Origin of the sequence: Sphingomicrobium sediminis (assembly GCF_023805295.1) — a bacterium.
Classification (GTDB): Bacteria; Pseudomonadota; Alphaproteobacteria; order Sphingomonadales; family Sphingomonadaceae; genus Sphingomicrobium; species Sphingomicrobium sediminis.
The window spans coordinates 990,853-1,016,697 of the sequence record NZ_JAMSHT010000001.1; the positions used below are offsets into that span (position 1 = coordinate 990,853).

The 25,845-nt window shown below is 63.9% G+C and carries 30 protein-coding genes; 13 read left to right on the forward strand and 17 right to left on the reverse strand.

The annotated features are described in order from the left end of the window. Nucleotides 1-23 precede the first annotated feature (23 nt). Genes NDO55_RS04995 through NDO55_RS05015 form a run of 5 tightly spaced genes read right to left on the reverse strand, consistent with a single transcriptional unit; the run spans nucleotide 24 to nucleotide 3,048 of the window. Nucleotides 24-467 carry a hypothetical protein gene (locus NDO55_RS04995; RefSeq protein ID WP_252113007.1) on the reverse strand — a complete coding sequence of 148 codons (444 nt, stop codon included), beginning with the start codon at nucleotides 465-467 and terminating at the stop codon, nucleotides 24-26. Next, nucleotides 464-985 (reverse strand): hypothetical protein, encoded by a 522-nt coding sequence (locus tag NDO55_RS05000; protein ID WP_252113009.1) that lies wholly within the window; start codon nucleotides 983-985, stop codon nucleotides 464-466. The genes NDO55_RS04995 and NDO55_RS05000 overlap by 4 nt, the downstream gene beginning before the upstream one ends. Beyond that, on the reverse strand, nucleotides 982-1,521 hold the full coding sequence (grpE, locus tag NDO55_RS05005; protein WP_252113011.1) for a nucleotide exchange factor GrpE: 540 nt from the start codon (nucleotides 1,519-1,521) through the stop codon (nucleotides 982-984). Before grpE ends, NDO55_RS05000 begins: the two co-directional genes overlap by 4 nt. Then, entirely contained in the window at nucleotides 1,518-2,549 is a 1,032-nt protein-coding gene (hrcA, locus tag NDO55_RS05010; protein WP_252113013.1) for a heat-inducible transcriptional repressor HrcA, read from the reverse strand. Before hrcA ends, grpE begins: the two co-directional genes overlap by 4 nt. Nucleotides 2,550-2,580: 31 nt before the next feature. Beyond that, nucleotides 2,581-3,048: a DUF6438 domain-containing protein gene (locus NDO55_RS05015; RefSeq protein WP_252113015.1), complete on the reverse strand. Its 468-nt coding sequence runs from the start codon at nucleotides 3,046-3,048 to the stop codon at nucleotides 2,581-2,583. 71 nt (nucleotides 3,049-3,119) lie between these two features. Here NDO55_RS05015 and rph point away from each other — a divergent pair, with 71 nt between their 5' ends. Continuing rightward, nucleotides 3,120-3,836, forward strand: coding sequence for a ribonuclease PH (gene rph, locus NDO55_RS05020; protein ID WP_252113018.1), 717 nt, complete (start codon nucleotides 3,120-3,122; stop codon nucleotides 3,834-3,836). Continuing rightward, nucleotides 3,833-4,447 carry an RdgB/HAM1 family non-canonical purine NTP pyrophosphatase gene (rdgB, locus tag NDO55_RS05025; protein ID WP_252113020.1) on the forward strand — a complete coding sequence of 205 codons (615 nt, stop codon included), beginning with the start codon at nucleotides 3,833-3,835 and terminating at the stop codon, nucleotides 4,445-4,447. The genes rph and rdgB overlap by 4 nt, the downstream gene beginning before the upstream one ends. On the opposite strand, the gene NDO55_RS05030 is transcribed toward rdgB, so the two are convergent. After that, nucleotides 4,444-5,064, reverse strand: a complete 621-nt coding sequence (locus tag NDO55_RS05030; RefSeq protein WP_252113022.1) for a CAP domain-containing protein — start codon at nucleotides 5,062-5,064, stop codon at nucleotides 4,444-4,446. The genes rdgB and NDO55_RS05030 overlap by 4 nt on opposite strands. A gap of 61 nt (nucleotides 5,065-5,125) precedes the next feature. Here NDO55_RS05030 and hemW point away from each other — a divergent pair, with 61 nt between their 5' ends. Next, nucleotides 5,126-6,253, forward strand: coding sequence for a radical SAM family heme chaperone HemW (gene hemW / locus NDO55_RS05035; protein WP_252113024.1), 1,128 nt, complete (start codon nucleotides 5,126-5,128; stop codon nucleotides 6,251-6,253). Here the strand turns inward: hemW and NDO55_RS05040 are convergent. Then, the gene (locus tag NDO55_RS05040; RefSeq protein WP_252113026.1) at nucleotides 6,250-7,437 is read right to left on the reverse strand and encodes a penicillin-binding protein activator; all 1,188 of its coding nucleotides are present in this window, start codon (nucleotides 7,435-7,437) and stop codon (nucleotides 6,250-6,252) included. The genes hemW and NDO55_RS05040 overlap by 4 nt on opposite strands. On the opposite strand from NDO55_RS05040, the gene rsmI reads away from it, so the two are divergent. Genes rsmI through NDO55_RS05060 form a run of 4 tightly spaced genes read left to right on the forward strand, consistent with a single transcriptional unit; the run spans nucleotide 7,436 to nucleotide 10,220 of the window. Further along, a complete protein-coding gene (gene rsmI, locus NDO55_RS05045) occupies nucleotides 7,436-8,272 on the forward strand; it encodes a 16S rRNA (cytidine(1402)-2'-O)-methyltransferase (RefSeq protein WP_252113028.1) in 837 nt (278 codons plus the stop codon). The two genes, NDO55_RS05040 and rsmI, sit on opposite strands and share 2 nt — an antisense overlap. Beyond that, on the forward strand, nucleotides 8,269-8,622 hold the full coding sequence (locus NDO55_RS05050; protein ID WP_252115542.1) for a YraN family protein: 354 nt from the start codon (nucleotides 8,269-8,271) through the stop codon (nucleotides 8,620-8,622). Before rsmI ends, NDO55_RS05050 begins: the two co-directional genes overlap by 4 nt. A gap of 31 nt (nucleotides 8,623-8,653) precedes the next feature. After that, nucleotides 8,654-9,601 (forward strand): glutathione synthase, encoded by a 948-nt coding sequence (gshB, locus tag NDO55_RS05055; protein WP_252113030.1) that lies wholly within the window; start codon nucleotides 8,654-8,656, stop codon nucleotides 9,599-9,601. Between the two features lie 4 nt (nucleotides 9,602-9,605). Then, nucleotides 9,606-10,220 carry a DedA family protein gene (locus NDO55_RS05060; protein WP_252113032.1) on the forward strand — a complete coding sequence of 205 codons (615 nt, stop codon included), beginning with the start codon at nucleotides 9,606-9,608 and terminating at the stop codon, nucleotides 10,218-10,220. On the opposite strand, the gene NDO55_RS05065 is transcribed toward NDO55_RS05060, so the two are convergent. From NDO55_RS05065 to fsa, 3 genes are read right to left on the reverse strand one after another with little or no spacing between them, the layout of a single operon-like run. Next, nucleotides 10,217-11,146, reverse strand: coding sequence for a tyrosine recombinase XerC (locus tag NDO55_RS05065; protein ID WP_252113034.1), 930 nt, complete (start codon nucleotides 11,144-11,146; stop codon nucleotides 10,217-10,219). The two genes, NDO55_RS05060 and NDO55_RS05065, sit on opposite strands and share 4 nt — an antisense overlap. After that, complete coding sequence (locus NDO55_RS05070) at nucleotides 11,128-11,688, reverse strand: DUF484 family protein (RefSeq protein WP_252113036.1); 561 nt, start codon at nucleotides 11,686-11,688, stop codon at nucleotides 11,128-11,130. The genes NDO55_RS05065 and NDO55_RS05070 overlap by 19 nt, the downstream gene beginning before the upstream one ends. 57 nt (nucleotides 11,689-11,745) lie before the next feature. Beyond that, nucleotides 11,746-12,399 carry a fructose-6-phosphate aldolase gene (fsa, locus tag NDO55_RS05075; protein ID WP_252113038.1) on the reverse strand — a complete coding sequence of 218 codons (654 nt, stop codon included), beginning with the start codon at nucleotides 12,397-12,399 and terminating at the stop codon, nucleotides 11,746-11,748. 77 nt (nucleotides 12,400-12,476) lie between these two features. On the opposite strand from fsa, the gene NDO55_RS05080 reads away from it, so the two are divergent. Further along, nucleotides 12,477-13,244: an enoyl-CoA hydratase-related protein gene (locus tag NDO55_RS05080; RefSeq protein WP_252113040.1), complete on the forward strand. Its 768-nt coding sequence runs from the start codon at nucleotides 12,477-12,479 to the stop codon at nucleotides 13,242-13,244. Here NDO55_RS05080 and NDO55_RS05085 read toward each other — a convergent pair. The 3 genes from NDO55_RS05085 to NDO55_RS05095 are packed head-to-tail and all read right to left on the reverse strand — an operon-like array spanning nucleotide 13,241 to nucleotide 15,434. Then, nucleotides 13,241-13,636: a TadE/TadG family type IV pilus assembly protein gene (locus tag NDO55_RS05085; protein ID WP_252113042.1), complete on the reverse strand. Its 396-nt coding sequence runs from the start codon at nucleotides 13,634-13,636 to the stop codon at nucleotides 13,241-13,243. The genes NDO55_RS05080 and NDO55_RS05085 overlap by 4 nt on opposite strands. After that, nucleotides 13,636-14,094, reverse strand: coding sequence for a TadE/TadG family type IV pilus assembly protein (locus NDO55_RS05090; RefSeq protein WP_252113044.1), 459 nt, complete (start codon nucleotides 14,092-14,094; stop codon nucleotides 13,636-13,638). Before NDO55_RS05090 ends, NDO55_RS05085 begins: the two co-directional genes overlap by 1 nt. A 2-nt stretch (nucleotides 14,095-14,096) precedes the next feature. Next, on the reverse strand, nucleotides 14,097-15,434 hold the full coding sequence (locus NDO55_RS05095; protein WP_252113046.1) for a pilus assembly protein TadG-related protein: 1,338 nt from the start codon (nucleotides 15,432-15,434) through the stop codon (nucleotides 14,097-14,099). A gap of 235 nt (nucleotides 15,435-15,669) precedes the next feature. Here NDO55_RS05095 and NDO55_RS05100 point away from each other — a divergent pair, with 235 nt between their 5' ends. Both NDO55_RS05100 and NDO55_RS05105 read left to right on the forward strand, forming a co-directional pair. Then, on the forward strand, nucleotides 15,670-16,872 hold the full coding sequence (locus NDO55_RS05100) for a toxic anion resistance protein (protein ID WP_252113047.1): 1,203 nt from the start codon (nucleotides 15,670-15,672) through the stop codon (nucleotides 16,870-16,872). Next, nucleotides 16,869-17,645, forward strand: a complete 777-nt coding sequence (locus NDO55_RS05105; protein ID WP_252113050.1) for an MFS transporter — start codon at nucleotides 16,869-16,871, stop codon at nucleotides 17,643-17,645. The genes NDO55_RS05100 and NDO55_RS05105 overlap by 4 nt, the downstream gene beginning before the upstream one ends. Here NDO55_RS05105 and NDO55_RS05110 read toward each other — a convergent pair. From NDO55_RS05110 to pgi, 4 genes are read right to left on the reverse strand one after another with little or no spacing between them, the layout of a single operon-like run. Continuing rightward, nucleotides 17,642-18,856, reverse strand: coding sequence for a CaiB/BaiF CoA transferase family protein (locus NDO55_RS05110; protein WP_252113053.1), 1,215 nt, complete (start codon nucleotides 18,854-18,856; stop codon nucleotides 17,642-17,644). The genes NDO55_RS05105 and NDO55_RS05110 overlap by 4 nt on opposite strands. Then, nucleotides 18,853-20,439: a phytoene desaturase family protein gene (locus NDO55_RS05115; protein WP_252113056.1), complete on the reverse strand. Its 1,587-nt coding sequence runs from the start codon at nucleotides 20,437-20,439 to the stop codon at nucleotides 18,853-18,855. Before NDO55_RS05115 ends, NDO55_RS05110 begins: the two co-directional genes overlap by 4 nt. After that, on the reverse strand, nucleotides 20,439-21,791 hold the full coding sequence (gene gorA / locus NDO55_RS05120; protein WP_252113058.1) for a glutathione-disulfide reductase: 1,353 nt from the start codon (nucleotides 21,789-21,791) through the stop codon (nucleotides 20,439-20,441). The genes NDO55_RS05115 and gorA overlap by 1 nt, the downstream gene beginning before the upstream one ends. Beyond that, the gene (gene pgi / locus NDO55_RS05125; protein WP_252113060.1) at nucleotides 21,788-23,305 is read right to left on the reverse strand and encodes a glucose-6-phosphate isomerase; all 1,518 of its coding nucleotides are present in this window, start codon (nucleotides 23,303-23,305) and stop codon (nucleotides 21,788-21,790) included. Before pgi ends, gorA begins: the two co-directional genes overlap by 4 nt. A 79-nt stretch (nucleotides 23,306-23,384) precedes the next feature. Here pgi and lepB point away from each other — a divergent pair, with 79 nt between their 5' ends. The 3 genes from lepB to era are packed head-to-tail and all read left to right on the forward strand — an operon-like array spanning nucleotide 23,385 to nucleotide 25,793. Continuing rightward, complete coding sequence (gene lepB / locus NDO55_RS05130; protein WP_252113063.1) at nucleotides 23,385-24,233, forward strand: signal peptidase I; 849 nt, start codon at nucleotides 23,385-23,387, stop codon at nucleotides 24,231-24,233. Next, nucleotides 24,226-24,906, forward strand: coding sequence for a ribonuclease III (gene rnc, locus NDO55_RS05135; RefSeq protein ID WP_252113065.1), 681 nt, complete (start codon nucleotides 24,226-24,228; stop codon nucleotides 24,904-24,906). The genes lepB and rnc overlap by 8 nt, the downstream gene beginning before the upstream one ends. After that, nucleotides 24,903-25,793, forward strand: coding sequence for a GTPase Era (gene era / locus NDO55_RS05140; protein WP_252113067.1), 891 nt, complete (start codon nucleotides 24,903-24,905; stop codon nucleotides 25,791-25,793). Before rnc ends, era begins: the two co-directional genes overlap by 4 nt. Nucleotides 25,794-25,845: the final 52 nt, after the last annotated feature.

Here is a 25,845-nt window from a genome sequence, read left to right on the forward strand (position 1 = left end):
CCTCGGGTCGCCCTTTCTCGTTCTTAAAGCAGGGCCGCGCGGCGCAAATCCTTGTCTCGCCCGAAGCGATGCATCAGCTCGCGAAGTTCGGCCCCGCTAGGGACGAAGAGCGATGCGCCGTCCACCAAGACCTCTTCGCGAGTCGCGAAGGTCACGAGTTTCCAATCACCATCTTCGTTCAGGTGGAAGTTGCCCTGAACCTCGACAGGAATGTCGGTTCCGCTCCAGCGCGCATAATGGTCGGAGCGGAATTGGGGGTGCGGGGCTGCATCATTTGCGAGACCCCAGCGATCCAGCAGCAACGCGCCATCGCGGCCCGAGACGACGAGGTCGATATCGTCCACGCCGTCCGGATCAACACTGTGCAGCGCGACCGCGGTCGAACCGATGATCCACCACGGATCGCGCAAGTCACCAAGCTCGCCCGCCAATCTCACCAGCGATCGGGCGAGTGCGGGGTCGATCACGAAATGGTGTCGGTCGGAGGCGGTGGATTGAAGACCGGCGCTTCCTCGGGCGGCATGGGATAGATCATGCTGAGCTGGACCTTGGGGTCGCCCTTGCACGCCTCGGGAATCGGTTCCTGCAGGAAGCTCTCGTCCTGCGGATAGTCGCCCATGAAGCCGCCACCCGACATGATGTCGTCGCCATCGCGGAAGCTGTGCGGGCCGACTTCGAGATAGGGGCCGTAATCGTTGCGTTTGACGACACCCTCGGTGGTCACGATGACGCTGCGCCCCTCGGACCCGCCGGTGCGGATCGCGACGCAGGGGCCCGAAAGATCAAGCTTGCCGCCGATCAGCGCCTCCATGAAGGCCTCGGGACCGCCATCCTCGGCGCTCTTGTAGAGGATGAGGTGCGGGAGATCGTCGACCGGCGCTTCCGGCTCGTCAGGCAGGCATTGGGGCGCTCCGTCGCCGCAAGGCTCGTCGCCGCCGCATCCGGCCAGCACGAGCGCCGCAGCAAGGAGCGCCAGCCGCCTCACGGCTTCTTGGCGACCCCGACCATGGCGGGACGCAGGAGGCGGCCCTTCAGCGTGTAGCCGGCCTGCATTTCCTGCACGATCGTGCCGGGTTCGGCATCGTCGGTGGGCACTTCGATCATCGCCTGGTGGACGTTGGGGTCGAGTTCGAGACCCTGCGCCGCGACACGTTCGATACCCTGGCGGGTGAAGATCGATTCCATCTCGCGCAGCGTCGCTTCGATCCCCTCGATGAACTTGGCCGCACGACCGTCGCGTGCCTCATCGGGCACATGGTCTAGCGCGCGTTCGAGATGATCCTTCACCGCCAGCATGTCGCGGGCAAAGCCGGTCACCGCAAACTTGGTCGCGTCGGCCTTTTCCTGCTCCAGCCGACGGCGCACATTCTGCACCTCGGCAGCGGCATAAAGCGCATTCTGCTTGGCCTCCTCGAGCTGTCCTTCCAGCTCGGCAAGGCGGTCATGCTCCTGCAGTTCGGGCGAGTCTTCCGCGGTTTCCTCGCGGATTTCCTCGGCTTCTTTATCGATATCGTCGTTCATACCATCCGTCTCGTAAGCGCTTCTGCGGTGAAGTCCACCATCGGGACGACCCGCGCATAGTTCAATCTCGTAGGCCCGATCACGCCGATCACGCCCACCACCTTGTCATCCGCGTCGCGATAGGGCGCGGCAATGACGCTCGACCCTGACAACGCGAACATGCGGTTTTCCGATCCGATGAAGATGCGCACGCCTTCGCCGTCGCGCACCCCTTCGAGGAGCCGCATGATCTCCTGCCGGTTCTCCAATTCCTCGAAAAGCTGTTTCACCTGTTCGAGATTTTCGGCGCTCTTGTCGTCGAGCAGGTTGGCACGGCCGCGCACGATCAGAACTTCGCGGGCCTGCTGGTCCTTGCCCCAATCGGCGAGCCCTGCGGCGACCAGATCGGCAGCCTGATCGTCCAGCTGTTCCTTGCGATCCGAAATATCGCGGCGCAGGCGCGCTTCGGCCTCGGAGAGCGTCAGGCCCGACAGGCGACCGCTCACATAATTGGCAATTTCATTGAGCGCGATCGGGCTGGTGCCCTGCGGCAGCGGCACGACGCGATTTTCGACGCTGCCATCGGCACCCACCATCACGGCAAGGGCGCGCGATTGGTCAAGCGGCATGAAGGCCAGCTGCTTCAATCGTGCTTCGCGCTTGGGTGCCGTCACGATGCCTGCACAGGCCGACAGGCCCGACAGGCGCGTGGTCGTCGCCTCCAGCGCCTGCGCCACGTCGTCGCTATTCAATTCATTCTCGATCGCCGCGCGGGTCCGTGCATGGGGGCGCTGCATCTGCATCATGCCGTCGACGAAGAGGCGAAGCCCGGTTTCGGTCGGCATCCGCCCGGCACTGGTATGCGGCGCGGTGAGCAGCCCCCTCGCCTCCAGCTCCGCCATCACCCCGCGGATCGATGCCGGCGACAGCGGCACGCGCTCGGTCAGCGCTTTCGACCCGACCGGCGCCCCCTGCTCGAGATAGGCAGTCACTACCTCGGCAAAGATGGACCGCATCCGGCCGGTCAAATCGTCAAGCCGCTCGCTCATGCGGGGGATGTAGGAATTGCGAAGAGCTTTCTCAACGCCCCACATAGGGCTTCAGCGGCAGCACATCGACGGCATCGGCGATCGCCTGGTACATGGCGCGGTTGGCGTCGGTGTCGCAGCCGAAATCGGCGACCAAAGTGTCGGTGCGGCCATTGTCGGTCCAGACGATGCGGACGCCCGGAAAGTCGGTCGCCAACGTCGCGCAATTCGCGCCGACATATTCGACACTCCCGTCGGGCCGATAGGGCGCCAGCGCTGCGCTGAAGGCGGCGAATTCGGCGGGGCGGACGGCGAACATGCGCTGCCCTTTCATCGCGGTATGCTGCATGCCCTCGAACACGGCGAGGCCATCGCCATCGACACCGAGGCGATAGACCGGGCAGGTGCCGAAGCAGGGCGTGGTTTCGTAGACGATCTTGGGCGGGTCGGGCCGCTTCGCCATGGTTGCACAACCGGACAGCGCCAGCATCGCCATACTCACGAAAATAAGCCGCTTCATCGCCCTCTCCCTTTCCACCCGACCCTAGCCCCGCTAGGGGCCAAGTCAAAGCACCAATAGGAGACTGTCCCATGCGCCCATCCGGCCGCGCCCCCGATGAACTACGCCCCCTCTCGTTCGAACCCGGTTTCACCAAGCATGCCGAAGGCAGCGTGCTGGCCACGTTCGGCGATACCAAGGTGCTGGTGACGGCCAGCGTCGAGACCAACCTGCCGCCTTGGCTGCGCGGCAAGGGCAAGGGCTGGGTCACCGGCGAATATGGCATGCTGCCGCGTTCGACCCACACGCGTGGCAATCGTGAAGCGGCGCGCGGCAAGCAGGGCGGCCGCACGGTCGAGATCCAGCGACTGATCGGTCGCGCGCTGCGCGCCTGCATCGACCTCGAAAAGCTCGGCGAGCGCCAGATCGTGCTCGATTGCGATGTGATCCAGGCCGATGGCGGCACCCGTACGACCAGCATTTCGGGTGCTTGGGTCGCGCTGCGCCTCGCGGTCGACGGCCTCATCGAGGCGGGACACCTGGAAGAAGACCCGATCACCGACCAGGTCGCTGCCGTCAGCTGTGGTGTCTATGAAGGCACGCCCGTCCTCGACCTCGACTATCCCGAAGATTCGACAGCCGGGTCGGACGGCAATTTCGTGCTGACCGCCAGCGGCAACATCGTCGAAGCGCAGGTCTCGGCCGAAGGCGAAACCTTCGATCAGGAAGCGCTGCTGCGCCTGATGCGGCTCGCCGAAATTGGCTGCAAGGAGATCTTCGCAGCGCAATTGAAGGCCACCGGCCGGTGAAAGTGATCGGCGACAAGCTCGTCCTCGCGACGCACAACAAGGGCAAGCTCCGCGAGATTGCCGAGCTTGTCGCGCCCTTCGGCATCGAGGTGATCGGCGCCGAGGAAGCCGGCCTTCCCGAACCCGAGGAAACCGGCACCACCTTCATCGCCAATGCCGAGCTGAAGGCGCGGCAGGCCGCGGACCTGTCGGGCCATCCCGCGCTGGCTGACGATAGCGGGCTGTGCGTCGATGCGCTGGGCGGCGATCCGGGTATCCGCTCGGCGCGCTGGGCCGAAGATGCCGACGGCAATCGCGATTTCACTCGCGCCATGGAAAAGGTCGAGACCGCGCTGCAAGCCAAGGGCGACGACACGCCACGCGATGCGCACTTCACCTGCGCGCTGTCACTGGCCTGGCCCGACGGGCGCATCGAGACATTCGAGGGCAAGGTGCATGGCACCCTCACCTGGCCGCCGCGCGGCGACAAGGGCTTCGGCTACGACCCGATCTTCGTGCCGCACGACCATGACATCAGCTTCGCCGAAATGGACCCGGCGAAGAAGCATGCGATGAGCCACCGCGCCGACGCATTCCGCCAGCTACTGGATTGGCTAGAGGCCCAGCGTTAGCCGAGGCGTCGCCCGATGATATTGCCCTGCGGCGAATAGCGGCAGACCAGATATTCGAAATTGGCGTTGCTCGCGATGCCGCAGCCGACCTTGTCGGTGTCGGGCCAGACGATCGCGGTATAATGGCCGACATCGCCGAAATTGCCGGTCGAGGACACGTCGGGAATGACGCCCGGCACGAAGAAGCGTTCTTCGTCGACCCAGGCACCGACCATGTCCTCATACTCGAACGCGTCCTTGGTCCCCATCCAGAGGTTTTCGCCTTGGCCGGGACGCGAGGAGCCGCTCGAATGCGCGAACGTGTTGGTGCGCGCCAGTTCCTCGGCATAGGCCTGCGCATCCGCCGCGAGGCTTGCATCATAGGTCATTGCCGACGAGCCGAAGGCGCTGCGCGCGGCATTATGATCATCGAGCATTACCTGCTCGAAGGCCGTCAACGTCTGGCTGGGCGTCGGTGTCGGTGTGGGGCTCGGCGACGGGCTGGGCGTGGGCGACGGCGTGACCGTGCCGACGCTGGCATTGTTGCTCGACCCGGTGCTGACGCTGCCGGTGGTGCCACCACCACCGCCGCCGCCACCGCAGGCCGCAAGCAATAGTGGCGCTGCGAGCGCGGTCATCCTAAGACCAGTGACGAGACCCTTCTTAAGACCTTTATTTCGTTCGGAATTCCGAATCGCCATGACTACCTCCCTTGCACTCTACGTTCACTGGCCCTTTTGCGTTAACAAATGCCCCTATTGTGATTTCAACAGCCATGTGCGCGTTAACGTCGAACAGGACGCATGGCGCGACGCATTGCTCGCAGACCTCGCCCATGAGGCCCGGTTAACTCCCGATTTCACGTTGACGAGCATCTTTTTCGGTGGCGGCACGCCCAGCCTGATGCCCCCCGAATCGGTCGCGGCGATTATTGAGTCCGCAGCGGAGCTTTGGCGGACCGACCCTGAACTCGAAGTGACGCTGGAGGCCAATCCGCAGAGCGCCGAAGCCGCCAAGTTTGCCGCGCTCGCCAGCGCCGGCGTCAATCGCCTGAGCCTCGGGCTCCAGCGCTTCGACGATGCCAGCCTCAAGTTCCTTGGTCGCATGCACGATGCCGGCGAGGGGCTGCGCGCACTGGAAGCGGCACAGGCGGCAGTGGACCGCGTGAGTTTCGACCTCATCACTGCCCTGCCCGGCGACACGCTGGAAAGCTTCGACGCGGTGCTCGATCGGGCGCTGTCGCTCGGTACCGATCATATCTCGCTCTACCAGCTCACCATCGAACCCGGCACGCGCTTCGAGACGATGGTCCGCAAGGGTGAGTTCACGCCGATCGACGAGGAATTGGGCGCCGAGCTGTTCGAGCTCACGACTGAACGCATGACGGCGGCGGGCCTGCCGCCCTACGAGATCAGCAACCATGCCCGCCCCGGCCAGGAAAGCCGGCATAATCTCCAATATTGGCGCTACGGCGATTATGTCGGGATCGGTCCGGGCGCCCATGGCCGACGCGGCGGCATGCGCACGATGCGCCATCGCAAGCCCGAAAACTTCCTCTCGGCCATGGCCCGCAACGGCAATGGCCTGGTCGAGGAAGCCGCGCTCGATCCGCGCGAAGCGGCGCGCGAGGCGCTGGTCATGGGATTACGGCTGAGCGAGGGCCTCGACGTCAATGCGATCGAACAGCGCTTCGGCGTAGCGGCAGTGGACCGCGATGCCGTGGCACTGCTTCAGGATAAAGGGCTGCTCGAGCGCGGCGACCGACTGCGCCTGACGCAGCACGGTCGCCTGCTCAATGATGCGATCCTTGCGGAAATCGCGCTCTAATCGTCGAAACGGGTCGAAGCGGGGCTGACGATCTCGGTCCCGCTGGCGGTCACGCGGCGCACTTCGAGTGCACGCTCGGCAATACCATCGCTGCCGAAGCGGAAGATGCCGTCGACGCCGCCAAAGCCGCCATCGTCGGTCAGCTCGCGCGCCGGAAAGTCGCCACCCGCGGGCCATTGCCGCGCCAGCCGTACGGCCAGGAGCACGCTGTCATAACCAAGGCTCGACAGGCGATAGGGCGAGCTATTGTAGCGGGCGCGATAGCGCTGGACGAACCGGTCAAACTGCGCGTCGGGAACGGCCGCGAAGATCGCGCCGCGCATCCCGGCGACGCGACCGAGATTTTCGGTCGATGCCCAGAGCTCGGTGCCCATCAGGTCGCCCGACAGCTGCAGCGACGGCGCCGCAATTTCGGCGATCGACGCCGAATCGGCGATCAGGACCATGTCGACATCTTCAACCGAAGCGACGCGGCGAGCAGCAGCTTCGACCTCGCTTCGACGACGGTCATAGGTCTCGAGGCGGGCGACACGGCCGCCATTGGCTTCGACCGCGCGCAGGAAGACCTGCACCGAGCGCTGGCCGTAAACACCATTGGGCGCGAGTCCGGCAAAGACGTCGGCGCCTTGGTCGGCGGCATAATCAACGCTGCGACGGATCGACTGGGTGGGCGTGAAGCCCATGATGTAGACGCCATTGCCGGCAACGCTCTCATCATTCGAAAAGGCGATGACCGGCACGTCGGCGCGGCGTGCATAAGGCGCGATGCGAGTCACATTTTCGCCGCGCAGCGGGCCGAGGATCAGCTTGTTTCCTTCGGCCAGCGCCTGCGTCACCGCGACCTCGGCACCACCGCTCGCCGCCGTGTCGTAGATGGTGATCTTGAGGCTTTCTTCCTCGGTGTCGAGCAGCGCCATCGATGCGGCATTGGCAATCGAGCGGCCGATCGCGGCATTGTCGCCCGACAGCGGCACGAGCACGGCAACGCCGTTCTGGACGCCCGGCTGCGCCGTCGCATCATCACCGCCCGTATCGTCCTCGACGACCGGTGGCGCGGTCTCGACACCGCCGCCCGGCGCGCTTTCGCAGGCACCCAGCGCGAGCATCGCGGCACCCGCAGCGATCCACTTGAATTTCGACAAGGCTTGCGAGGCCGCTTCTTTCATGTCTCTTTGGTCCCTCATGACGTCTCAATCCCCCACACCCGGCCTCTATATCGTCGCGACCCCAATCGGCAATCTTTCCGATTTGAGCCCGCGTGCAGCATCAATGCTGGAAGCAGCCGACTTGATCCTTGTCGAGGATAGCCGGGTCACCGGCAAATTGCTCTCCCATCTCGGTATCCGGAAGGCGATGCAGCCCTATCACGACCATTCGAGCGCGGCGGATCGCGACCGCATCCTCGCGAGGCTGGCAAGCGAGGTGGTGGTACTGGTCAGCGATGCAGGCACGCCGCTCATCTCCGATCCGGGCTACAAGCTGGTCGCCGCCGCCCGCCAGGCCGGCGCAAATGTCGGCGCCGTACCGGGACCCAGCGCAGCCATCATGGCGCTCACCTTGTCAGGGCTGCCGACTGACCGCTTCCTGTTCGGCGGTTTCCTGCCGACCAAGGAGAAAGCGCGCCGCGACGTGCTGGATGAATTGGGCGCGGTGCAGGCGACATTGGTGTTCTACGAATCCGGCCCCCGCCTCGCCAAGAGCCTGAGCGCGGCAGCGGATGCGCTGGGAGACCGACCGGCAGCCGTCACGCGTGAGCTTACCAAACTCTATGAAGAAGTCGCGACCGGCAGCCTTCCCGACCTTGCGGCGCGCTATGCCGATGCACCGCCCAAGGGGGAGATCACGCTGGTGATCGGACCTCCCCTCGATGATGGCCCGCCCGACGACGCGGCGATCGACGAGGCCATTCGCGACGCGCTGGCGACCGAAAGCCCCAGCCGCGCCGCCAAGATCGTCGCCGACCGTTTCGGGCTGAAGAAGAACGACATCTACGCCCGCGTCCAGGAATTGAAATCCTGAACCGGCAGGAGGCCGAGGCACGCGGTCGCCGCGGGGAGCGGATCGCGGCATGGTGGCTCCGCCTCAAGGGCTGGCGCATCCTCGACAAGCGCGTCCGAACACCCGTCGGCGAGATCGACCTCATCGCGCGCCGCGGCAAGCAGGTCGCCTTCGTCGAGGTGAAGACGCGACGCACGATTGAGGAAGCCGAGCTGTTCCTCGACGAATATCAGCTCCGCCGTGTCGCGGCCGCCGCCGACGCGCTGAGTCATGACTACGTGGCGCAGGGATATGACGTCCGCATCGACGCCGTCCTGTGGGCGCCGGGCAGCCGGCCCTATCACATGGAAAATGTCTGGCAGGGTTGGTGACAAATTTACCGAATGCCCCTAGGCGGTTCGCATGAGCCGCGCCGCCGCCTTCCAGATGGACCCGATCGAGGGCATCAATATCGCCGGGGATTCGACCTTCGCGTTGATGCTGGAGGCGCAGGATCGCGGTTACACGCTCTACGAATATCAGCCGGGTGCGCTCTCCTATCTGGACGGTCGTGTCCGCGCCAATGCGCGTCCCGTCACCGTCCGGCGCGAAAAGGGCAATCATTTCGAGGCGGGCGAGTATCGCCTGATCGATCTTGGTGAGGAGACCGACGTCATCTGGGTCCGGCAGGATCCGCCCTTCGACATCGGTTACATCACCGCCGCGCACCTGCTCGAACGCGTCGCTGGCGAAAGCCTCGTCCTCAACGATCCGGCCTCGATCCGTGATGCGCCGGAAAAGCTCTTCGTGCTCGATTTCGCCGACTATATGCCGGCAACCCTGATCACGCGCTCCGAGAGCGAGGTGCGCGACTTCCTGGCCGAGCATGGCGACATCATCGTCAAGCCGCTCCACGGCAAGGGCGGCGAAGGCGTGTTCCGCATCGGCAAGGACGGCCAGAACCTGTCCAGCCTCGTCCAGCTTTATCGTCAGGAGTTGAAAGAGCCCTTCATCGCGCAGGCCTTCCTCCCCGCGATCAGCGAGGGCGACAAGCGCATCATCCTCGTCGACGGCGAGCCGATCGGCGGTATCAATCGCGTACCCGCCAAGGGCGAATTCCGCTCCAACATGGTCGTCGGCGGATCGGCCACGAAAACCGAACTGACAGAGCGCGAGCGCGAGATTTGCGCGGCGATCGGGCCCGAGCTCAAGAATCGCGGCCTGCTGTTCGTCGGCATCGACGTCATTGGCGGGCTGATGACCGAGATCAACGTCACCTCGCCGACCGGGCTTGTCGCCCTCGACACGTTCGACGGCATCAATTCCGCCGGCCTCATCTGGGACGCGGTCGAAGTGAGGCTGCGGGACTGACATCATGACCGATTGGGTAGTCGACATCATCGACAAGGGTGGTGCCTTGGGCATCGCATTCCTGATGTTCCTCGAGACTGTCTTCCCGCCGATCCCGTCCGAACTCATCATGAGCCTAGCGGGCATTCGCGCCGGCCAGGGCGAGATGAGCCTGCCGGTCATCATCATCGCCGGCACGTTCGGCGCGATGATGGGCAATATCGCCTGGTATGTCGTGGCCAAGATGCTCGGTATCGCCCGCTTTAAGCCACTGATCGACCGCTACGGGCGCTGGATCACCTTCACCTGGCCCGAGATCGAAAAGACCAAGAAGCTGTTCGCCAAATATGGCACCTTCTTCGTCGGTTTCGGGCGCATGCTGCCAACGGTGCGTAGCCTCATATCAGTGCCGGCGGGCCTGCTCCGCATGCCTTTCTGGCCCTTCGTCATCGCTTCGACCATCGGCACGGCAGGCTGGACCGCCTTGCTCGCGCTGTTCGGCTACCAGCTTGGCGCCAATGTCGAGGAAATCGACAAATATCTTGGGCCGATCAGCACGGCGGTGATCGTCACCATCATTGTTGTCTACGTCTATCGCCTGTGGACCCATCGCAAGGTAAAGCCCGGCGACGACGCCTAGCTGCCGCGCGGATGCGCGTTGCGGTAGACGTCGAGCAAGCGCGCCGCATCGACCTTCGTATAGATTTGCGTCGAACTGAGGCTCGCATGGCCGAGCAGTTCCTGTAGCGACCGCAGGTCGGTCCCCGCGCTCAGCAGGTGGCTGGCAAAGCTGTGGCGCAGTGCGTGCGGCGTCACGCTGTCGGGCAGGCCGAGCCGCCGCCGTGCCTCGCGCACCGAACGCCGCACGAGGTCGGACGAAAGCGGACCACCACGGACCCCGCGGAAGAGCGGCGTGCCGGCATCGAGCGGCCACGGACAGGCCTCGACATATTCCTTCACCGCCTGCGCGACCGCCGGCACGATCGGCACGACGCGCTGCTTGTTGCCCTTGCCGGTGACGCGGATGGCATCGCCGAACGGATGGGTACGCGCATCGAGTTGCATCGCTTCGGCAATGCGCAGCCCCGAACCGTAGAGCAAAAGCAGGATCGCAAAGTCGCGCTTGCCGACCCAATGCTCCTCCTTATGGTGCTTGGCCGCGTCGGCCAGCGCGCGCACGTCGGCGGGCGAAGATGGGCGCGGTAACGTCTTGGGTCGCTTGGGCGCGCGGACATGCGGGACTTGCGGCTGCTCGCCCGCTTCCTTGGCGACGAACGTCAGGAAACCACGCACCGCCGACAGCTCGCGTGCAGCAGAAGCCGCGCCGAGCCCCCCTGCCCTGCGGTCGGCAAGGAAGGCGCGAAGGTCGGTCGCCTTGATCGAGAGCAAAGCGAATTTGCCGATCTCCTCGCCGCGATGCTGGCCGAGAAAGTCGACGAAACGGAAAGCCGTCGCGCGATAGGCGCGCACCGTATGGTCGGAAAGCCGCCGGTCATGGGCAAGATGGTCGGCCCAGCGGACGACCGCTGCGCGGGCAGGATGTGTGTCTAGCGGTTCTTCGTGCACCGCATCAGCATAGCGCCGAGCGTCTCGCCGAGAAAGCCGAGCAATGCCTGACCATGATCGCCGTCGAGCGGCAGGCTGTCTTCCTGTCCCAGCAGGATGAGGCCCGACAGGCGCCCGTCGCCGGCTTCGAACGGGATCAGGGCCTCGGTGCGGATCGCCGGGGCGATCTTGCCAAACAAGGGATCGCCATGATTGGTGGCGCGCATCTGGACACGGCCCCAGCCCATGGCGCGGGTCACCCAGGCGCTCTCGAGACGATGATTGCCCGTGCGGTCGATGCGATAGGCATCCTCGCCTGCCTTGAGCGCGATGGCGCAATGGTCGACCAGCAGCAATTCGGCCCAGCGATGGACGATCGTCGCGAAGAGATCGGGCACGCTGTCGCAGGCCATCAGGCTCAGCACCGCTTCGTGGATCGACGCGGTCGCGCCGGCATGCCCGCGCGCAAACGCAAGCAATTCATCGCGCTCGACCTCGGCAGCGCCGAGCCGGTCGCGAAGGGCCTTCAAAGCCCGATCCTCGAAGCGAATCACTTCAGCCATGACCCTATCCATAGCCGAACAAGGTTAATTTGGCGCCAAGAACTGCGGAAAAAAGCGTCAGCCGATTTTCTGGCCGGTCGACTCCCAGTCCTTGAGGAATGCGGCAAGACCCTTGTCGGTGAGCGGATGGTTGAACATCTTCCAGATGACTTCGGGCGGCGCGGTCATTACGTCAGCGCCCAGTTTCGCGCTGTCGTGGATGTGGATGGGGTTGCGCACGCTGGCGACCAGGATCTCGGTCGCAAAGTCGTAATTGTCGTAGATGATGCGGATGTCGGTGATGAGCTCCATGCCCGGATAGCCGACATCGTCATGCCGCCCGACGAAAGGCGAGATGAAGCTGGCGCCGGCCTTCGCCGCGAGCAGCGCCTGGTTGGCCGAGAAACAGAGCGTCACATTGACCATCGTGCCGTCGCCGGTCAGCGCCTTGCAGGTCTTGAGACCGTCCTTGGTCAGCGGCACCTTGATCGCGATATTGTCGGCGATCTTCCGCAGCACTTCGGCCTCGCGCATCATCTCGGCATGTTCGGTGGCGACGACTTCCGCCGAGACAGGACCGTCGGTGATGCCGCAAATCTCCTTGGTGACCTCGATAATGTCGCGGCCCGATTTCTTGATGAGCGAGGGATTAGTCGTGACCCCGTCGAGCAAGCCGGCGTCGGCAAGTTCCTTGATGTCATCGATATCGGCGGTGTCGGCGAAGAATTTCATTTGGGGTCCCCTGAGGCTGGCGCTGTGCGTTGCCAACCGATACTGAAGTTCAAAGCAGACGTCACCAAGGAACCCGCATGAGCGAGAATGTTTTGGTCGGACAAGACGGCCGTCACCTGTCGATCCGCCTCAATCGCCCCGAAAGCCGTAACGCGATCACCGTCGCCATGTATGCTGCGATGGCCGACGCGGTCGAGCAAGCAGGCAGCGATGACGGCATCGACCTCGTCACCATTTCGGGCGAAGGCGTGGATTTCACCGCCGGCAACGACCTCATGGATTTCATGGCCGAGATGCCGCAGCCGGGCGAGAATACCGACATCCCCGTCTGGCGTTTCCTGCGTGCGATGGCGAAAAACGAAGTGCCGATCATCGCCAAAGTGCACGGCAATGCGATCGGTATCGGCACGACGATGCTGTTCCATTGCGACCTCGTCGTCGCCGCCGACAATGCGCGCTTCAAGATGCCGTTCACCGAGCTGGGCCTGGTGCCCGAGGCTGCGTCCAGCCTGATCATGCCCGAGCTTGCGGGGCGTCGGGCGGCGGCGCGCTACCTGCTGCTGGGCGAGAGTTTCGGGGCCGCCGAAGCCAAGTCCGTCGGGCTGGTCAGCCATGTCGCGCCCGCGGGCGATCTCGATGCCAAGTTTGACGAGGTTGTCACGACCTTACTGTCACGCCCGCCCGAAGCGATGCGCCTGACGCAAAAGCTGCTGCGCACCAGCGACCGCCATGCGATCCTCGAGCGGATGGACCATGAGAATGGGCATTTCGCCGAGCGACTGACGTCGGACGAACTCAAGCAGGCAGTGATGCAATTCTTCGCCGCGCGCGGCGGCGGCAACTAGTTCGCGATATAGACGCGCTTGTTGCGCGTGAGCGAGACGTCGGGACCCGGCAGGAAGAGCAGATCGGTCTTCTGGTTGTAGGTCACCGAGAGGTCGACATAGCCGTTGCCGTTGACCGGCGTTGCAATCGTGAAGTTGCCCGGTCCGATGCCGTAGACGCGGTCCTCGATCTCGTTGACCAGGTCATTGTGCGTGGGCGTCGGATAGATGACCGCGAGGCGTGCCCCCTCACCCAGCGCATGCTGCATGCCCGCCACGGCGCGGAAGACGAGGCCCAGCTGGACCACCATCCACAGCATCACGATGAAGATGGGCAGCGCGAAGGCGAGCTCGATCGCCGCAGCGCCGTGCACGTCCTTCCAGATACGCAGGTTCTTGAGCAGCTTTTTCATCAGTATGTCCGCATCCCCACTTCGACCGTCATCGGCATTTTCCCATTCTCGTTGGGAAGACCGATATAGCGCGGATCGATGACCGGTTCGTAAAGCTCCTTGATCACGATGTTGATGTAGCGGGTCTCGACCTGCGTCGAGAGGCAATCGGTATTGTAATCGAGCGCCGTCACGCCATCGCATTTCAGCGTGTAGGTAACAGTGACCTTGTCCGCACCGACATTGGCCGCCGCCGCGGCTTCGGCCTTGAGATTTTCGTCCACCGCCAGCGTCGTGGTGGTGAGCTTCACCTTCTCGAGCGCACGCTGCGCGCCCTGCTCGATCACCAGCTTGCGGCCATAGGCCATCGACAGGTCGACCACGCCGGTCACCATTAGCGCCATGATCGGCGCGACGATGGCCAGCTCGATCGTTGCCGAGCCCTTCTTGTCTTTCCCCAGTTTGACGAGATGGATCATGATCAGGCCACCAGTCGGATGAGACGTCCGCCTTGATAGGTGGGCACGCCGGAGGGGCAGCCATTCTGGGTGAATTTGTTGGTCGTGGTGCTGTTCCCGCTAAAGGTGATGCGACGCGCCACGAAGCGGGTGCAAACAGCGGTGTTGTTGCCGTCACCATTGTAGGTCATGCCCTGGTTCGGGAAGTAGAGCGCGCCAACCACGGTACCAGTCGACCCGCCATTGATCTTGTTGGGCGACTGGGTGTTGACGTTGGTGGCACGGCGATCCTGATAGATGGCAATGCCCTCATACTTGCCGCTGGTCGAGGCCGTCAGGTCCATCGTCGCACCCGCATTCATATCGAACGAGCCGATCGTGGCGGTGCTCGACGTATCACTGTTGGTCAGAATGATGGTGACATCGGTGCCGGTTAGGCGACCCTGGATCTTCGCGCTACCACCATCGATATAATAGACGCCCGACGGCAGGTTGAGCGTGGTATTCGACGGCACATCGAGTTCGGTGAAGCAGTTCACCTGATCGCCGCCCGAAGTCTTCAGCGTCAGATCGGTCGTCGGGCTGAGCGGGCCGGCCTCTTCGACCGTGATGTTCTTGCCGCCTTGTACGACGACCTTCTGCGCGTCGCATTTCATCTCCGACGGCTCGGGATTGATGTTGGCGTACGGGTCGGACTGCTGGCTGACATAAGGGTCATATTTGTCGACGACCCAGTTGTCTGACTTCTGAATACCGCCGACCGAGGCGATAACCGAAGCCTTCATGATGACCGAGCCCTTCGCGATCGCGGAGTCCGATGCGGTGGCGTTGGTGATCATGCCGCAATCCATCTCGACGCCGCCATTACCGCCGCCGGTGATGCCGGTGAGCGGCTGGGTCTCGAGGCTGACGACACAATAATCGTCCGAACCAGGAATGCTCGCCGCAGTGGCCTCGGCCATGATCCGCGGCGGATTACTCATGAACATGCCGCTGAAGGACAGCGGACGCTCGATCGCCAGCTCAACCTTCACCGGGATGGTCTGGACGCCTGACGCGGCCGGCAGGGTCGTGATCGGATAGCCGGTCACCAGTGCGATGCCGGTATTGTTGTTGATCGACAGATCCTCGTTCACCGCACGCTCGACGGCAGTCTGATCCGAGCCCACCTGCACACGCTCGTAGACACCGGCGATCGCCGCCGAGTCCGCCGCGCGCTGCAACTGACGTTTCCACAGCGTCCACTGGATCGTGTCGGTGGCGAGGCCCGCAGCCCCGATGAACAGCGGCATGGTCGCGGCCATGACGACCAGCACGTTGCCCGTATCGTCAATCCAGATCTTGCGAAACAGCTTGCGCATGCGTCCTAAACTCCTGGCTTTTGCCCATTCGAGCACGGCCATAACGCAGGTAAGGTGAGCGAACCGTTCAAGCTTGTGGTTAACGAAATCCTAGCGACGGCAAATTTGCCGCTTTCCCCTTGTTTGCGGAATTTCCCCGTCTTACATTGGCAATACACCATGTTAAGGCTTGCCTTGCGGGGGTCGGCGGGTTCACCTTCCACACTCGAACGGCAAGCGGGATAAAGGGAAGAGAATGGCGAGCGAGACCAAGACCGAGACGACCACCAAGATCAAACTGGATCCGCCCGACGCGCTGCAGCCGATCGCCACCGATCAGGCCGCCGGCCTCGTGCCGCTGAAGGACGAGGAACGGACCGAGCTGGACAAAAAGGTCACGACCTTTGTCGACGAACTCGCCGCGCTCGACGCCAACAGCCCCGAATTCGGCAAGAAGGTCGACCAGCTGACCGCCATGGGGCGCAAGGAGATCAAGGAAGCAGCCGGTGCCTCCAACCGCTTCCTCGACCGCCCGGTCAAGGCGATCGACAGCGACACCGGGATCGGCGCCGACCTCACCAAGCTGCGCCAGACGGTCGAAGAACTCGACCCCAGCGAAAACAGCCGGATGTTCACCACCCGCAAGCTCCTTGGCATCATCCCCTTCGGCAAGCGCGTGAACCGCTATTTCGACAAGTATCGCTCCTCGCAGAGCCATATCAGCGCGATCCTCGAACGGCTCGATAATGGCAAGGACGAGCTGTTGATGGACAATGCCGCCATCGACACGGAACGTGCTGGCCTGTGGAAGACGATGCACAAGCTCGAACAGATGATTCACATCTCCAAGAGCCTCGATGCCGAACTGGAAGCCAAGGCCAACGAGCTCGACGCGACCGATCCGGCCAAGGCCAAGGCGATGCGCGAAAGCGCCCTCTTCTACACCCGCCAACGTACGCAGGACCTGCTGACGCAAATGGCCGTGACGGTGCAGGGTTATCTCGCGCTCGATCTCGTCAAGAAGAACAATGTCGAGCTGGTGAAGGGCGTCGACCGCGCCTCGACCACCACCGTCTCGGCGCTGCGCACCGCGGTGACCGTCGCCTCGGCGATGAGCAACCAGAAGCTCGTGCTCGAGCAGATTACTGCGCTCAATACCACGACCGCCGGCATGATCGACAGCACGGGCGAGATGCTCAAGCAGAATACCGCCCAGATCCACGAACAGGCGGCCAGCTCGACCATTCCGCTGGAGACGCTGCAACGCGCCTTCCAGAACATTTACGACACGATGGATTCGATCGACCAGTTCAAGCTTCAGGCCCTCGGCAACATGAAGCAGACCGTCGACGTCCTCGAAGACGAAGTCGAGAAGTCGAAGGGCTATATCGCACGCGCAGAAGGGGTCCAGCAGGGCAAACTGGAAAACCAGCAATCGCCCTTTGAAGCCATCGAATGAGCGTAGAAACCGAAATCCAAGCCATCGAGCGGCAGGTCCGCGAGCTGGAGCGCCTTCCCGCGCTTCAGGGCAAGGTCGATGCGTCGATCGACCGCGCCGATCGTATCCTCGACCATGTCAATCGCAGCCGCGCCGCGCGTCAGGCTCGCGCCCATGACGGTGCCGAAGTCGCGCGCCGACTGGGTCAGGCCGGCTTCTATGTGGCACTGGTGTGCGTCGCGACCATCGCCATCGGCCTGTTCGCGCCGATCGGTATTTTCGGTTTCCTCGGTGCCGTCGGACTCGCCATCGGCCTCGCCGCCATCGCGCTCTTCTGGCCGCGCAAGGACATCGAAATGGCCGAAGCCACCGAAAAGGTCGGCAATGCAGAACTGGTGCGCCGGTTCGACCGCTACATGCACCAGGAGCGCAAGGCCCTGCCCCCGCCCGCCAAGCGCGAAGTCGATGCCATTCTCTCGCGCCTGCCGGAACTGCGCGAAGTCCTCGAACGCGTGCCCGCCGGCGACCCGCAGGCCGCCGATGCGCGCCGCCTGATGAGCCGCCACCTGCCTGGCTTGATCGACCGCTACGAGCAGGTCCCTGCCGGCTATCGCGACTCCATCGACAATGAGGGGCTGAGCGTGGACGAACGCCTGGTCGATGGCCTCAAGGCCGGCCGCAAGGCGCTCGACGAATTGGGCGAGAATCTGGCCAAGAAGGACGTCCGCGCGCTCGAAACGCACGGACGCTTCCTCAAAACCAAATATGGGGACAAGCAAAGTCCGGTCGACTAACCGGCAACGCCTTTCGCCTTGAGCGCAGCCAGCGCCTCGGCATCCACATAATCGGACAGCACTTCATCGCTATGCTCGCCCAGTGCGGGCGGCGGCAGAGCGGCATCGGCGCGCTTCCCGTCGAGGCGGACAGGTGAGCCGACCATCGGGACTTCGCCCAAGGCCCCTGCCCCGCGCCGCTGCGCCGCACCGCGATGCACGGCCTGCGGGTCGGCTAGCGCCTGGCTGATCGTATTGATCGGGCCCGCGGGGATGCCCGCTTCCAGCAGCTTTGCCATCCAATGCTCTGCCGGATGATCCGCGATCACCGCGCCGACCTTGGCGATGCACACTTCGCGATTGGCGACGCGCGCGGCATTGGTGACGAAGCGTTCATCCTCGGCCCATTCGGGATGACCGCAAAGCTTGGCCAGCCGAGCGAACTGTCTGTCGTTGCCGACCGCGATGACGAGCGGTTGGTCGCTCGCTTGGAAGGGCTGGTACGGCACGATATTGGGATGGCCATTGCCGAGCCGCTGCGGGTCGCGCCCCGAGACCAGCGCATTACTTGCCTGGTTGGCCAGCACTGCGAGTTGCGTGTCGAGCAGCGCCATGTCGACGTGCGCGCCCTCTCCCGTGCGCTCTCGCTCGATCAGCGCCGCCTGAATCGCATTGGCGGCATACATGCCGGTGAAGATGTCGGCGATCGCCACGCCGACCTTCAGCGGCCCGCCATTTTCGACCTCGTCGGGTAGGCCGGTGACGCTCATCATGCCGCCCATGGCCTGGATGATGTAGTCGTAGCCGGCGCGGTCGGCATAAGGCCCGTCCTGCCCGAAGCCGGTGATCGAGCAGCAGACGAGCCGCGGATTGGCCTTTCGCAGCGACGCGACGTCGAGGCCGTATTTCTCAAGCCCCCCGACCCGGAAGTTTTCGACGAGCACGTCGGCGTTCACGGCCATCTGGCGCAAGATATCTGCGCCCTCCGGCTGCGCGAAATCGAGCGCGACGCTCTTCTTCCCGCGATTGGCGGCAAGAAAATAGGCCGCGACGCGCTCGCCTTCATGTTCGTGCCAGGGCGGGCCCCAATGGCGCGTGTCATCGCCCGCGCCCGGCTTCTCGATCTTGATGACCTCGGCGCCCAGATCGGCCAGCAATTGCGTGCACCACGGCCCCGCCAACACGCGGCTGAGGTCGAGCACCTTGATACCGGAAAGCGGATTGGCGCTCACGCGGCCTTCCTCCATTTGCGCTTGTCGGCCAGCACGGCGCGGGCCGCATTGTGCCCCGGCGCGCCGGTGACCCCGCCGCCCGGATGCGCGCCCGAACCGCACAGATAGAGGCCGTCCAGTGGCATCCGATAGCTGTCGTCACCTAGCCGCGGCCGTGCCGAGAAAATCTGGTCCATGGTGATCTTGCCATGGAAGATATCGCCGCCAATCAGGCCGAAGCGGCTTTCGAGATCGGCGGGCGAATGGACCTGCCGCGCGATGACGCTCTCGGCAAAGCCCGGCGCGTAGCGGTCGACGGTCGCGATGATATGGTCCGCCGCCTGCTCGCGCACCGCCTCCCACGGCGTATTGCCGGGCAATTTGTAGCGGAAATGCTGGCAGAACAAGCTGGCGACATGGCCATGCTTTGGGGCGAGCGAGGGATCGAGCGTGGTCGGCACCAGCATCTCGATCACCGGATCGGTCGACCAGCCGTCGAGCACCGCGCTAGCATGCGCGCGCGCCATATGGTCGAGGCTCGGCGACATGATGATGCCGGCGGTCAGGTGATTGCCGCGCCCCGGAAGGCTGGTGAAATTGGGCAGTCGCTTCAGCGCCACGTTCATGCGGAAGGTCGCGCTTTCGCAGGCCCAGTTGCGATAATGCTGACGCGCCGCCTTGGGGAAGGCGTCCTCGGGGAGCAGATGCTCCGACAGGAGCCGCGGATTGGCGTTGGAGATAACAGTCCGGGCGCGGATCGGCTTACCGCCAACAACCACGCCGGCAGCGCGGCCCTTTTCCACGATGACTTCGCTGACCGGGCTGTTGACGCGGATATCCCCGCCAGCCTCGCGCACAGCGCGGGCCATCGCTTCGGTGATCGCCCCCATGCCGCCGATTGCATGGCCCCACGCGCCCTGCACGCCATTGGCCTCGCCGAGCAAATGATGGAGGAGCACATAAGCTGTGCCCGGATCATAGGGCGAGGCGAAATGGCCGACGATACCGTCGAAGCCGAACAGGGCTTTGGCCAGCTCGCCCTCGAACCGCGCATCGAGAATGTCGCCCGCGCTCTTGGTGAAGAAAGCCGCCAGCGTCTCGACCTCAGCCTGGTTCATGCCGACCACGTCGCGCGCGAGCCGCAGCCAATCGGTCAGATTGCCGACCGATTTCTGTGCGCGCGGCGGGGCTTTGAGCATCCATTTGCGCACCAGCCGGACCAGCACGTCCAGCTCGGCCTCATAGGCGTCGTAAGCCGGGCCATCGGCCTTGTGATGCCGCGCCAGTTCGCTGCGCGTCAGCCCGTCGCGACCAGCGAGCAGATAATCGCTCCCCACGGTTGGCAGGAAATTGTCGACCTTTCGCAGCACGACCTCGAGCCCGTGCCGCTCCAGCTCCATGTCGCGGATGATCTTGGGCTGGAGCAGGCTGACCGTGTAGCTCGCCGCGCTGTTGCGATAGCCGGGATGGAATTCGTCCGTGACCGCCGCGCCGCCGACCTTGTCGGCAGCCTCGACCAGCAAAACGTCGAGCCCCTTTTTGGCGAGATAATAGGCGCAGGTCAGTCCATTATGCCCCGCCCCGATGATTACCGCGTCATGCATCAGCGCATCAGCACCAATTCTTCGCTCATGGTCGGGTGGAGCGCGACCGTATTGTCGAAATCGGCCTTTTTGAGGCCGGCTTTCACCGCCACTGCTGCCGCCTGCATGATTTCAGGCGCTTCCGGCCCGATCATGTGGATGCCGACGACACGGTCGGTATTGGCGTCCGTGACGATCTTGTAGAGCGAGCGCTCGTTGCGTCCGGCGAGCACATTCTTCATCGCCCGAAAGTCGCTCGTATAGACCTTGATCGAACCGCCCAGCTTGTTGCGCGCCTCGCTCTCGGTCATGCCGACCGAGGCGATGGGCGGGTGCGAGAAGACCGCGCTCGGCACGCATTCATAGTCGACCGTGCGATCCTGCCCGTCGAACAGATTGTCGGCGACGGCATGGCCCTCGCGAATGGCGACGGGCGTCAGCTGGATGCGATCGGTGACATCGCCCACGGCATAGATGTGATCGACATTGGTGCGGCTATATTCATCGACCTTGATGGCCCCGCGCTCGCCCGTTTCGATGCCGAGCTTGTCGAGACCCAGTCCCTCGATATTGGGCAAGCGACCCGTCGCGAACAGCAAGGCGTCCACTTCCATATCCTCGCACCCGTCCATGGTGAGGTGGAGCGAGCCGTCCTCCTGCTTCTCGACCTTCTTGAAATGCGAATTGAACTTGAAGTCGATGCCCTTGGTCATGCTGATCTGCATGAGGCGGTCGCGCATCTGCTCGTCATAGCCGCGCAGGATCGTGTCCGAGCGCTGGACGATGGTCACTTTGGAGCCGAACTGGTGGAAGATTCCGGCAAATTCGTTGGCGATATAGCCGCCGCCCGCAATGGCGATCCGCTTGGGCAGCGCATCGAGCTTGAATACGTCGTTGGAGACGATGGCGTGTTCGGCGCAGCCCTCGATGTCGGGCACATGCGGACGCGCGCCAACCGCGATCAGAATATATTTGGCGGTGACGCTCGTGCCGTCCGACAGGGCCACCTCATGACCGCCCGCCAGCGTGGCGCGGCAGTCATGGACGGTGACGTCATTATTGCCGAGCGTGTCGCGATACAGGCCCTCCAGCCGGTCGACTTCGTGCGCGACACTGTCGCGCAGCTTGGCCCAATCGAACGCCTTGCCCTCGACATCCCAGCCGAAGCGGACGCAATCTTCCAGATCTTCGGCAAAATGCGCGCCATAGACGAGCAGCTTCTTGGGCACGCAGCCGCGAATGACGCAGGTCCCGCCGACGCGATATTCCTCGGCGATCCCGACCTTGGCGCCGTGGCTCGCGGCGATACGCGCGGCGCGCACGCCGCCCGATCCGGCCCCGATCACGAAGAAGTCGTAGTCGTAGCTGCTCATAGTCCTGCTTTCTCGATAAGGGCACGGGTCGACGGATCGAACTGGCTGCGCTGTTCGGGATCGTCCACCTGCCGCGCCATGTCCTTGCCGAGCTCGACGCCGAACTGGTCGAACGGATTGATGCCGAGCAGTGCCGCTTCGACATAGGTGCGATGCTCGTAGAAGGCGATGAGCGCGCCAAGGGTCGCTGCGTCGAGCCGCTGCATCAGCAAGGTGATTGACGGGCGGTCGCCGGGATAGGCACGCGCGGCATCATCATCGTTGGCGCGGCCCGTCATCAGCGCGGCGCCCTGCGCAAAGGCATTGAGCAGGAGTTGGCGATGCTGGCGCGGATCCTGGCTGTCTTCATTCTCCGTTACGGCGAGAAATTCGACCGGGACGAGATGGCTGCCCTGGTGGAGCAGCTGGAAGACGGCATGCTGGCCATCAGTGCCGACCCCGCCCCACAGGATCGCGCTGGACGGCCGGCCGAGCGGTTCGCCGTCAGCGGTCACCGACTTGCCGTTGCTCTCCATTACCAGCTGCTGGAGATAGGGCACCAGCATGCGCAGCCGCTCGTCATAGGCGAAGATGGCGCGCGTCTCGGCGCCCCGATTGTGCGTGTAATAAAGGTCGCTGAACGCGGCCATGACCGGCAGGTTCTCGGTCAGCGGCGCCAGCTTGAAATGACGGTCCATCGCCGCTGCACCTTCGAGCAATTCCTCGAAACGATCCCAGCCGAGCGCCATGGCAATCGAGATGCCCACCGGCGACCAGAGCGAATAGCGCCCGCCCACCGTATCGGCGAAAGGCAGGATGCGCGTCTCGTCAATACCATGCTCGATGGCCTTTTCGGGATTGGCGGTCACCGCGATGACGCGGCCATAGGGATCCTCCATCCCCGCCCCTTCGAGCCAGTCGAGCGCCGCCGACAGGTTGGTCAGCGTCTCGGTGGTCGTGAAGCTCTTAGAGACGGCGACGATCAACGTCGTCTCGGGGTCGAGCCCGATCAGCGCCTCGTCCATCGCCTCACCATCGATATTGGCGACCAGCCGCAGGTCGCAGCGCGTGCCCTCGCGGCCCAGCGCATCGACCGCAAGCGCCGGCCCGAGCACCGAGCCGCCAATGCCGATATGCAGCACCGCCTCGACCTCCCCGAACGCGCCGCCCTCGATCGCGTCGAGCAGGTTGCGCATGCGCTGGCGCAGCTTCGCGGCGATCTCGTTATCCTCGTTCGCGCCCTCGCCGCGCTCGGCGACATGGGTCGCAGCGCGCCCTTCGCTCGGATTGACGATCTCGCCCGAGAAGAGCGCCTTGCGACGGCCTTCAAGATCCGCCGCCTCGGCCAACTCGGTGAAGAAGCCCACCAGATCTTTGTCGAGATGGGTCTTGGACATGTCCATGCGGATGCCCGCTGCCTCCAGCACCATCCGGTCGAGCCGGTCTGGCTCGCTGTCGAAAAGGGCTTCGATGGGCGGCCCTTCATAGTTTGAGATGGTGTCGAAGGCGGCTTGGACGGGATCGCGCTGAGTCATGGTGACCGGTCTTAGCGACCATCGGCGCAATTGCCATCCCTGCTTGACCTTCAGGCCCCGAACGACAAAGGGAAGCTGCATGATCAAGCCATTCACAAAGTCCAAGGAAAAGAAGGACAAGGCCGACGAGGGCAAAGGCGGCTTTTTCCGCTTCCTGATTTTCCTCGTCATCTTTGCCTGGGGCATGCGCAGCTTCGTCGCGGCGCCCTTCTCGATTCCCTCGGGCTCGATGCTGCCGACCATGTGGGTGGGCGACTATCTGGTCGTGTCGAAATGGCCCTATGGCTATTCGCGCTACAGCTTCCCCTTCGGCATTCCCTCGTTCGACGGTCGCATCTTCGAAGGCGATCCGGAGCCGGGCGACATCATCGTCTTCCGCCCGCCGGGCCAGGAAGATGTCGACTATGTGAAGCGCGTCATCGGCGTGCCGGGCGACCGCATCGAAGTGCGCGGCGGCCAGCTGGTGATCAATGGCGAGATGGTCGAACGCGTCCGCCTCGATCGCGACTTCGCGCTCCCGATCAGCGCAAATAGCCGCTGCAAGGTCGTGCCGGGCGCCACCAAGTTCGTGCAACCGGACGAAAGCGGCCAGGAATATTGCCTCTATCCGCAATTCCGCGAAACGCTGCCCAACGGGATCAGCTATCGCGTCCTCGACCAGACGCCGACCGGCGAGCTCGACGAATTCCGTCCCGTCACCGTGCCCGAGGACCATTTCTTCGTGATGGGTGACAATCGCGACGACAGTTATGACAGCCGCGCCCAGCCCTTCCGCGGCGGCGTCGGCATGCTGCCGCGCGAGAATATCGTCGGCCGCGCCGAGTTCACCTATTGGTCGAGCGACGGCAGCGCGACCTGGTACCTGCCCTGGACCTGGTTCAGCGCGTTGCGCGGCTCGCGCGTCGGGCTCGACTATGGCGATGAGTGAGGCCGGTCTTGCTGCGGCCGACCAGCTGCTCGGCTATCGTCCCAAGGATGCCGACCTGTTCGAAACCGCGCTGACGCATGGCAGCCATGGCTCCACGCAAAAGGGCGCGGCAAGCTATGAACGGCTTGAATTTCTCGGCGACCGCGTCCTCGGGCTGATCGTCGCCGAATGGCTCTACACCCGCTTTGCCAATGAGGATGAGGGCAAGATTGCGCGGCGCTACAACGCGCTCGTTGCGCGCGAGACGTGCGCCGAAGTCGGCCGCGCCCTCGGCGTCCCCGATCATATCCGCTTGGGCCGGCAGGCCCGCGAGGACCAGGCACAGCATGGCGACAATGTCATCGGCGATGTCGTCGAGGCGCTGCTAGGTGCGCTCTATCTCGACGCCGGTCTCGACGCCTGCACGCAGTTCGTCCAAGCCAATTGGAAACCGTGGGTCGACGGGCAGAAGAAAGCGCCGCTGCATCCCAAGTCGGCGCTGCAGGAGCTGGCTGCCGCGCGCAAGCTGGGTAGCCCGACTTATGCGCTAACCGAGACCAAGGGGCCGCCGCACAATCCGCGTTTCACCGTCACCGTCACCCTGCGCGGCGACAAGCAGGCTAGCGCCGAGGGTTCGAGCAAGCAGGACGCAGAAACCGCTGCCGCAAAGGCATTATTGGAGCAATTGTCATGAGTAAGTGCGGTCTCGTCGCCGTTCTGGGCGCCCCCAATGCGGGCAAGTCAACCCTCGTCAATGCGCTGGTCGGCCAGAAGGTCGCCATCGTGTCGCCCAAGGCGCAGACGACCCGTGTCCGCCTGATGGGCATCGCCATCCACGAGGACGCGCAGATCATGCTGCTGGATACGCCCGGCATCTTCTCGCCCGGTCGCCGCCTCGACCGCGCCATGGTCAAGGCGGCCTGGGACGGCGCCGAAGAGGCCGACCGTCTGATCATCCTGATCGACAGCGCCGCGAGCCTGTCCAAGAAGGTCGAGATGCTGCTCGAAGGAGTCGAACAGAGGCCCGAAAAGAAGATCCTCGTCCTCAACAAGACCGACATTGCGAACAAGCGCGCCTTGCTCGAGCTTGCGCAGAAACTGTCCGACCGGCTCGACCCCGAAGCGGTTTTCTTCATTTCTTCGACCGAGGGCGAAGGAGTTGCCGACCTCAAGCAGCATCTTGCCGACGCGATGCCCGAGGGCCCCTGGCACTTCCCCGAAGACCAGCTGTCCGACGCTACCGATCGAATGATCGCGGCGGAAATGACGCGCGAGCAGCTCTACAACCAGCTGCACCAGGAACTGCCTTATGCGAGCGCGGTGGTGACCGAGAAGTGGGAAGAGCGCAAAGACGGCTCGACCGCGATCCACCAGCAGATCCGCATCGCGCGCGACAGCCAGAAGGGCATCGTACTCGGCAAGGGCGGCTCCAAGCTGAAGTCGATCGGCGAGAAAGCGCGCGCCGAAATCGCCGAACATCTCGGCCGCAAGGTCCACCTCTTCCTTCACGTGAAGGTCGATCCCAAGTGGGACGAGGACCGCTCGGTCTATGAGGAAGTCGGGCTCGACTGGACCCAATAATCACGCGACTGCATTATTCGATTACAACATTAGTCGAAGTAACGCAGCCGTT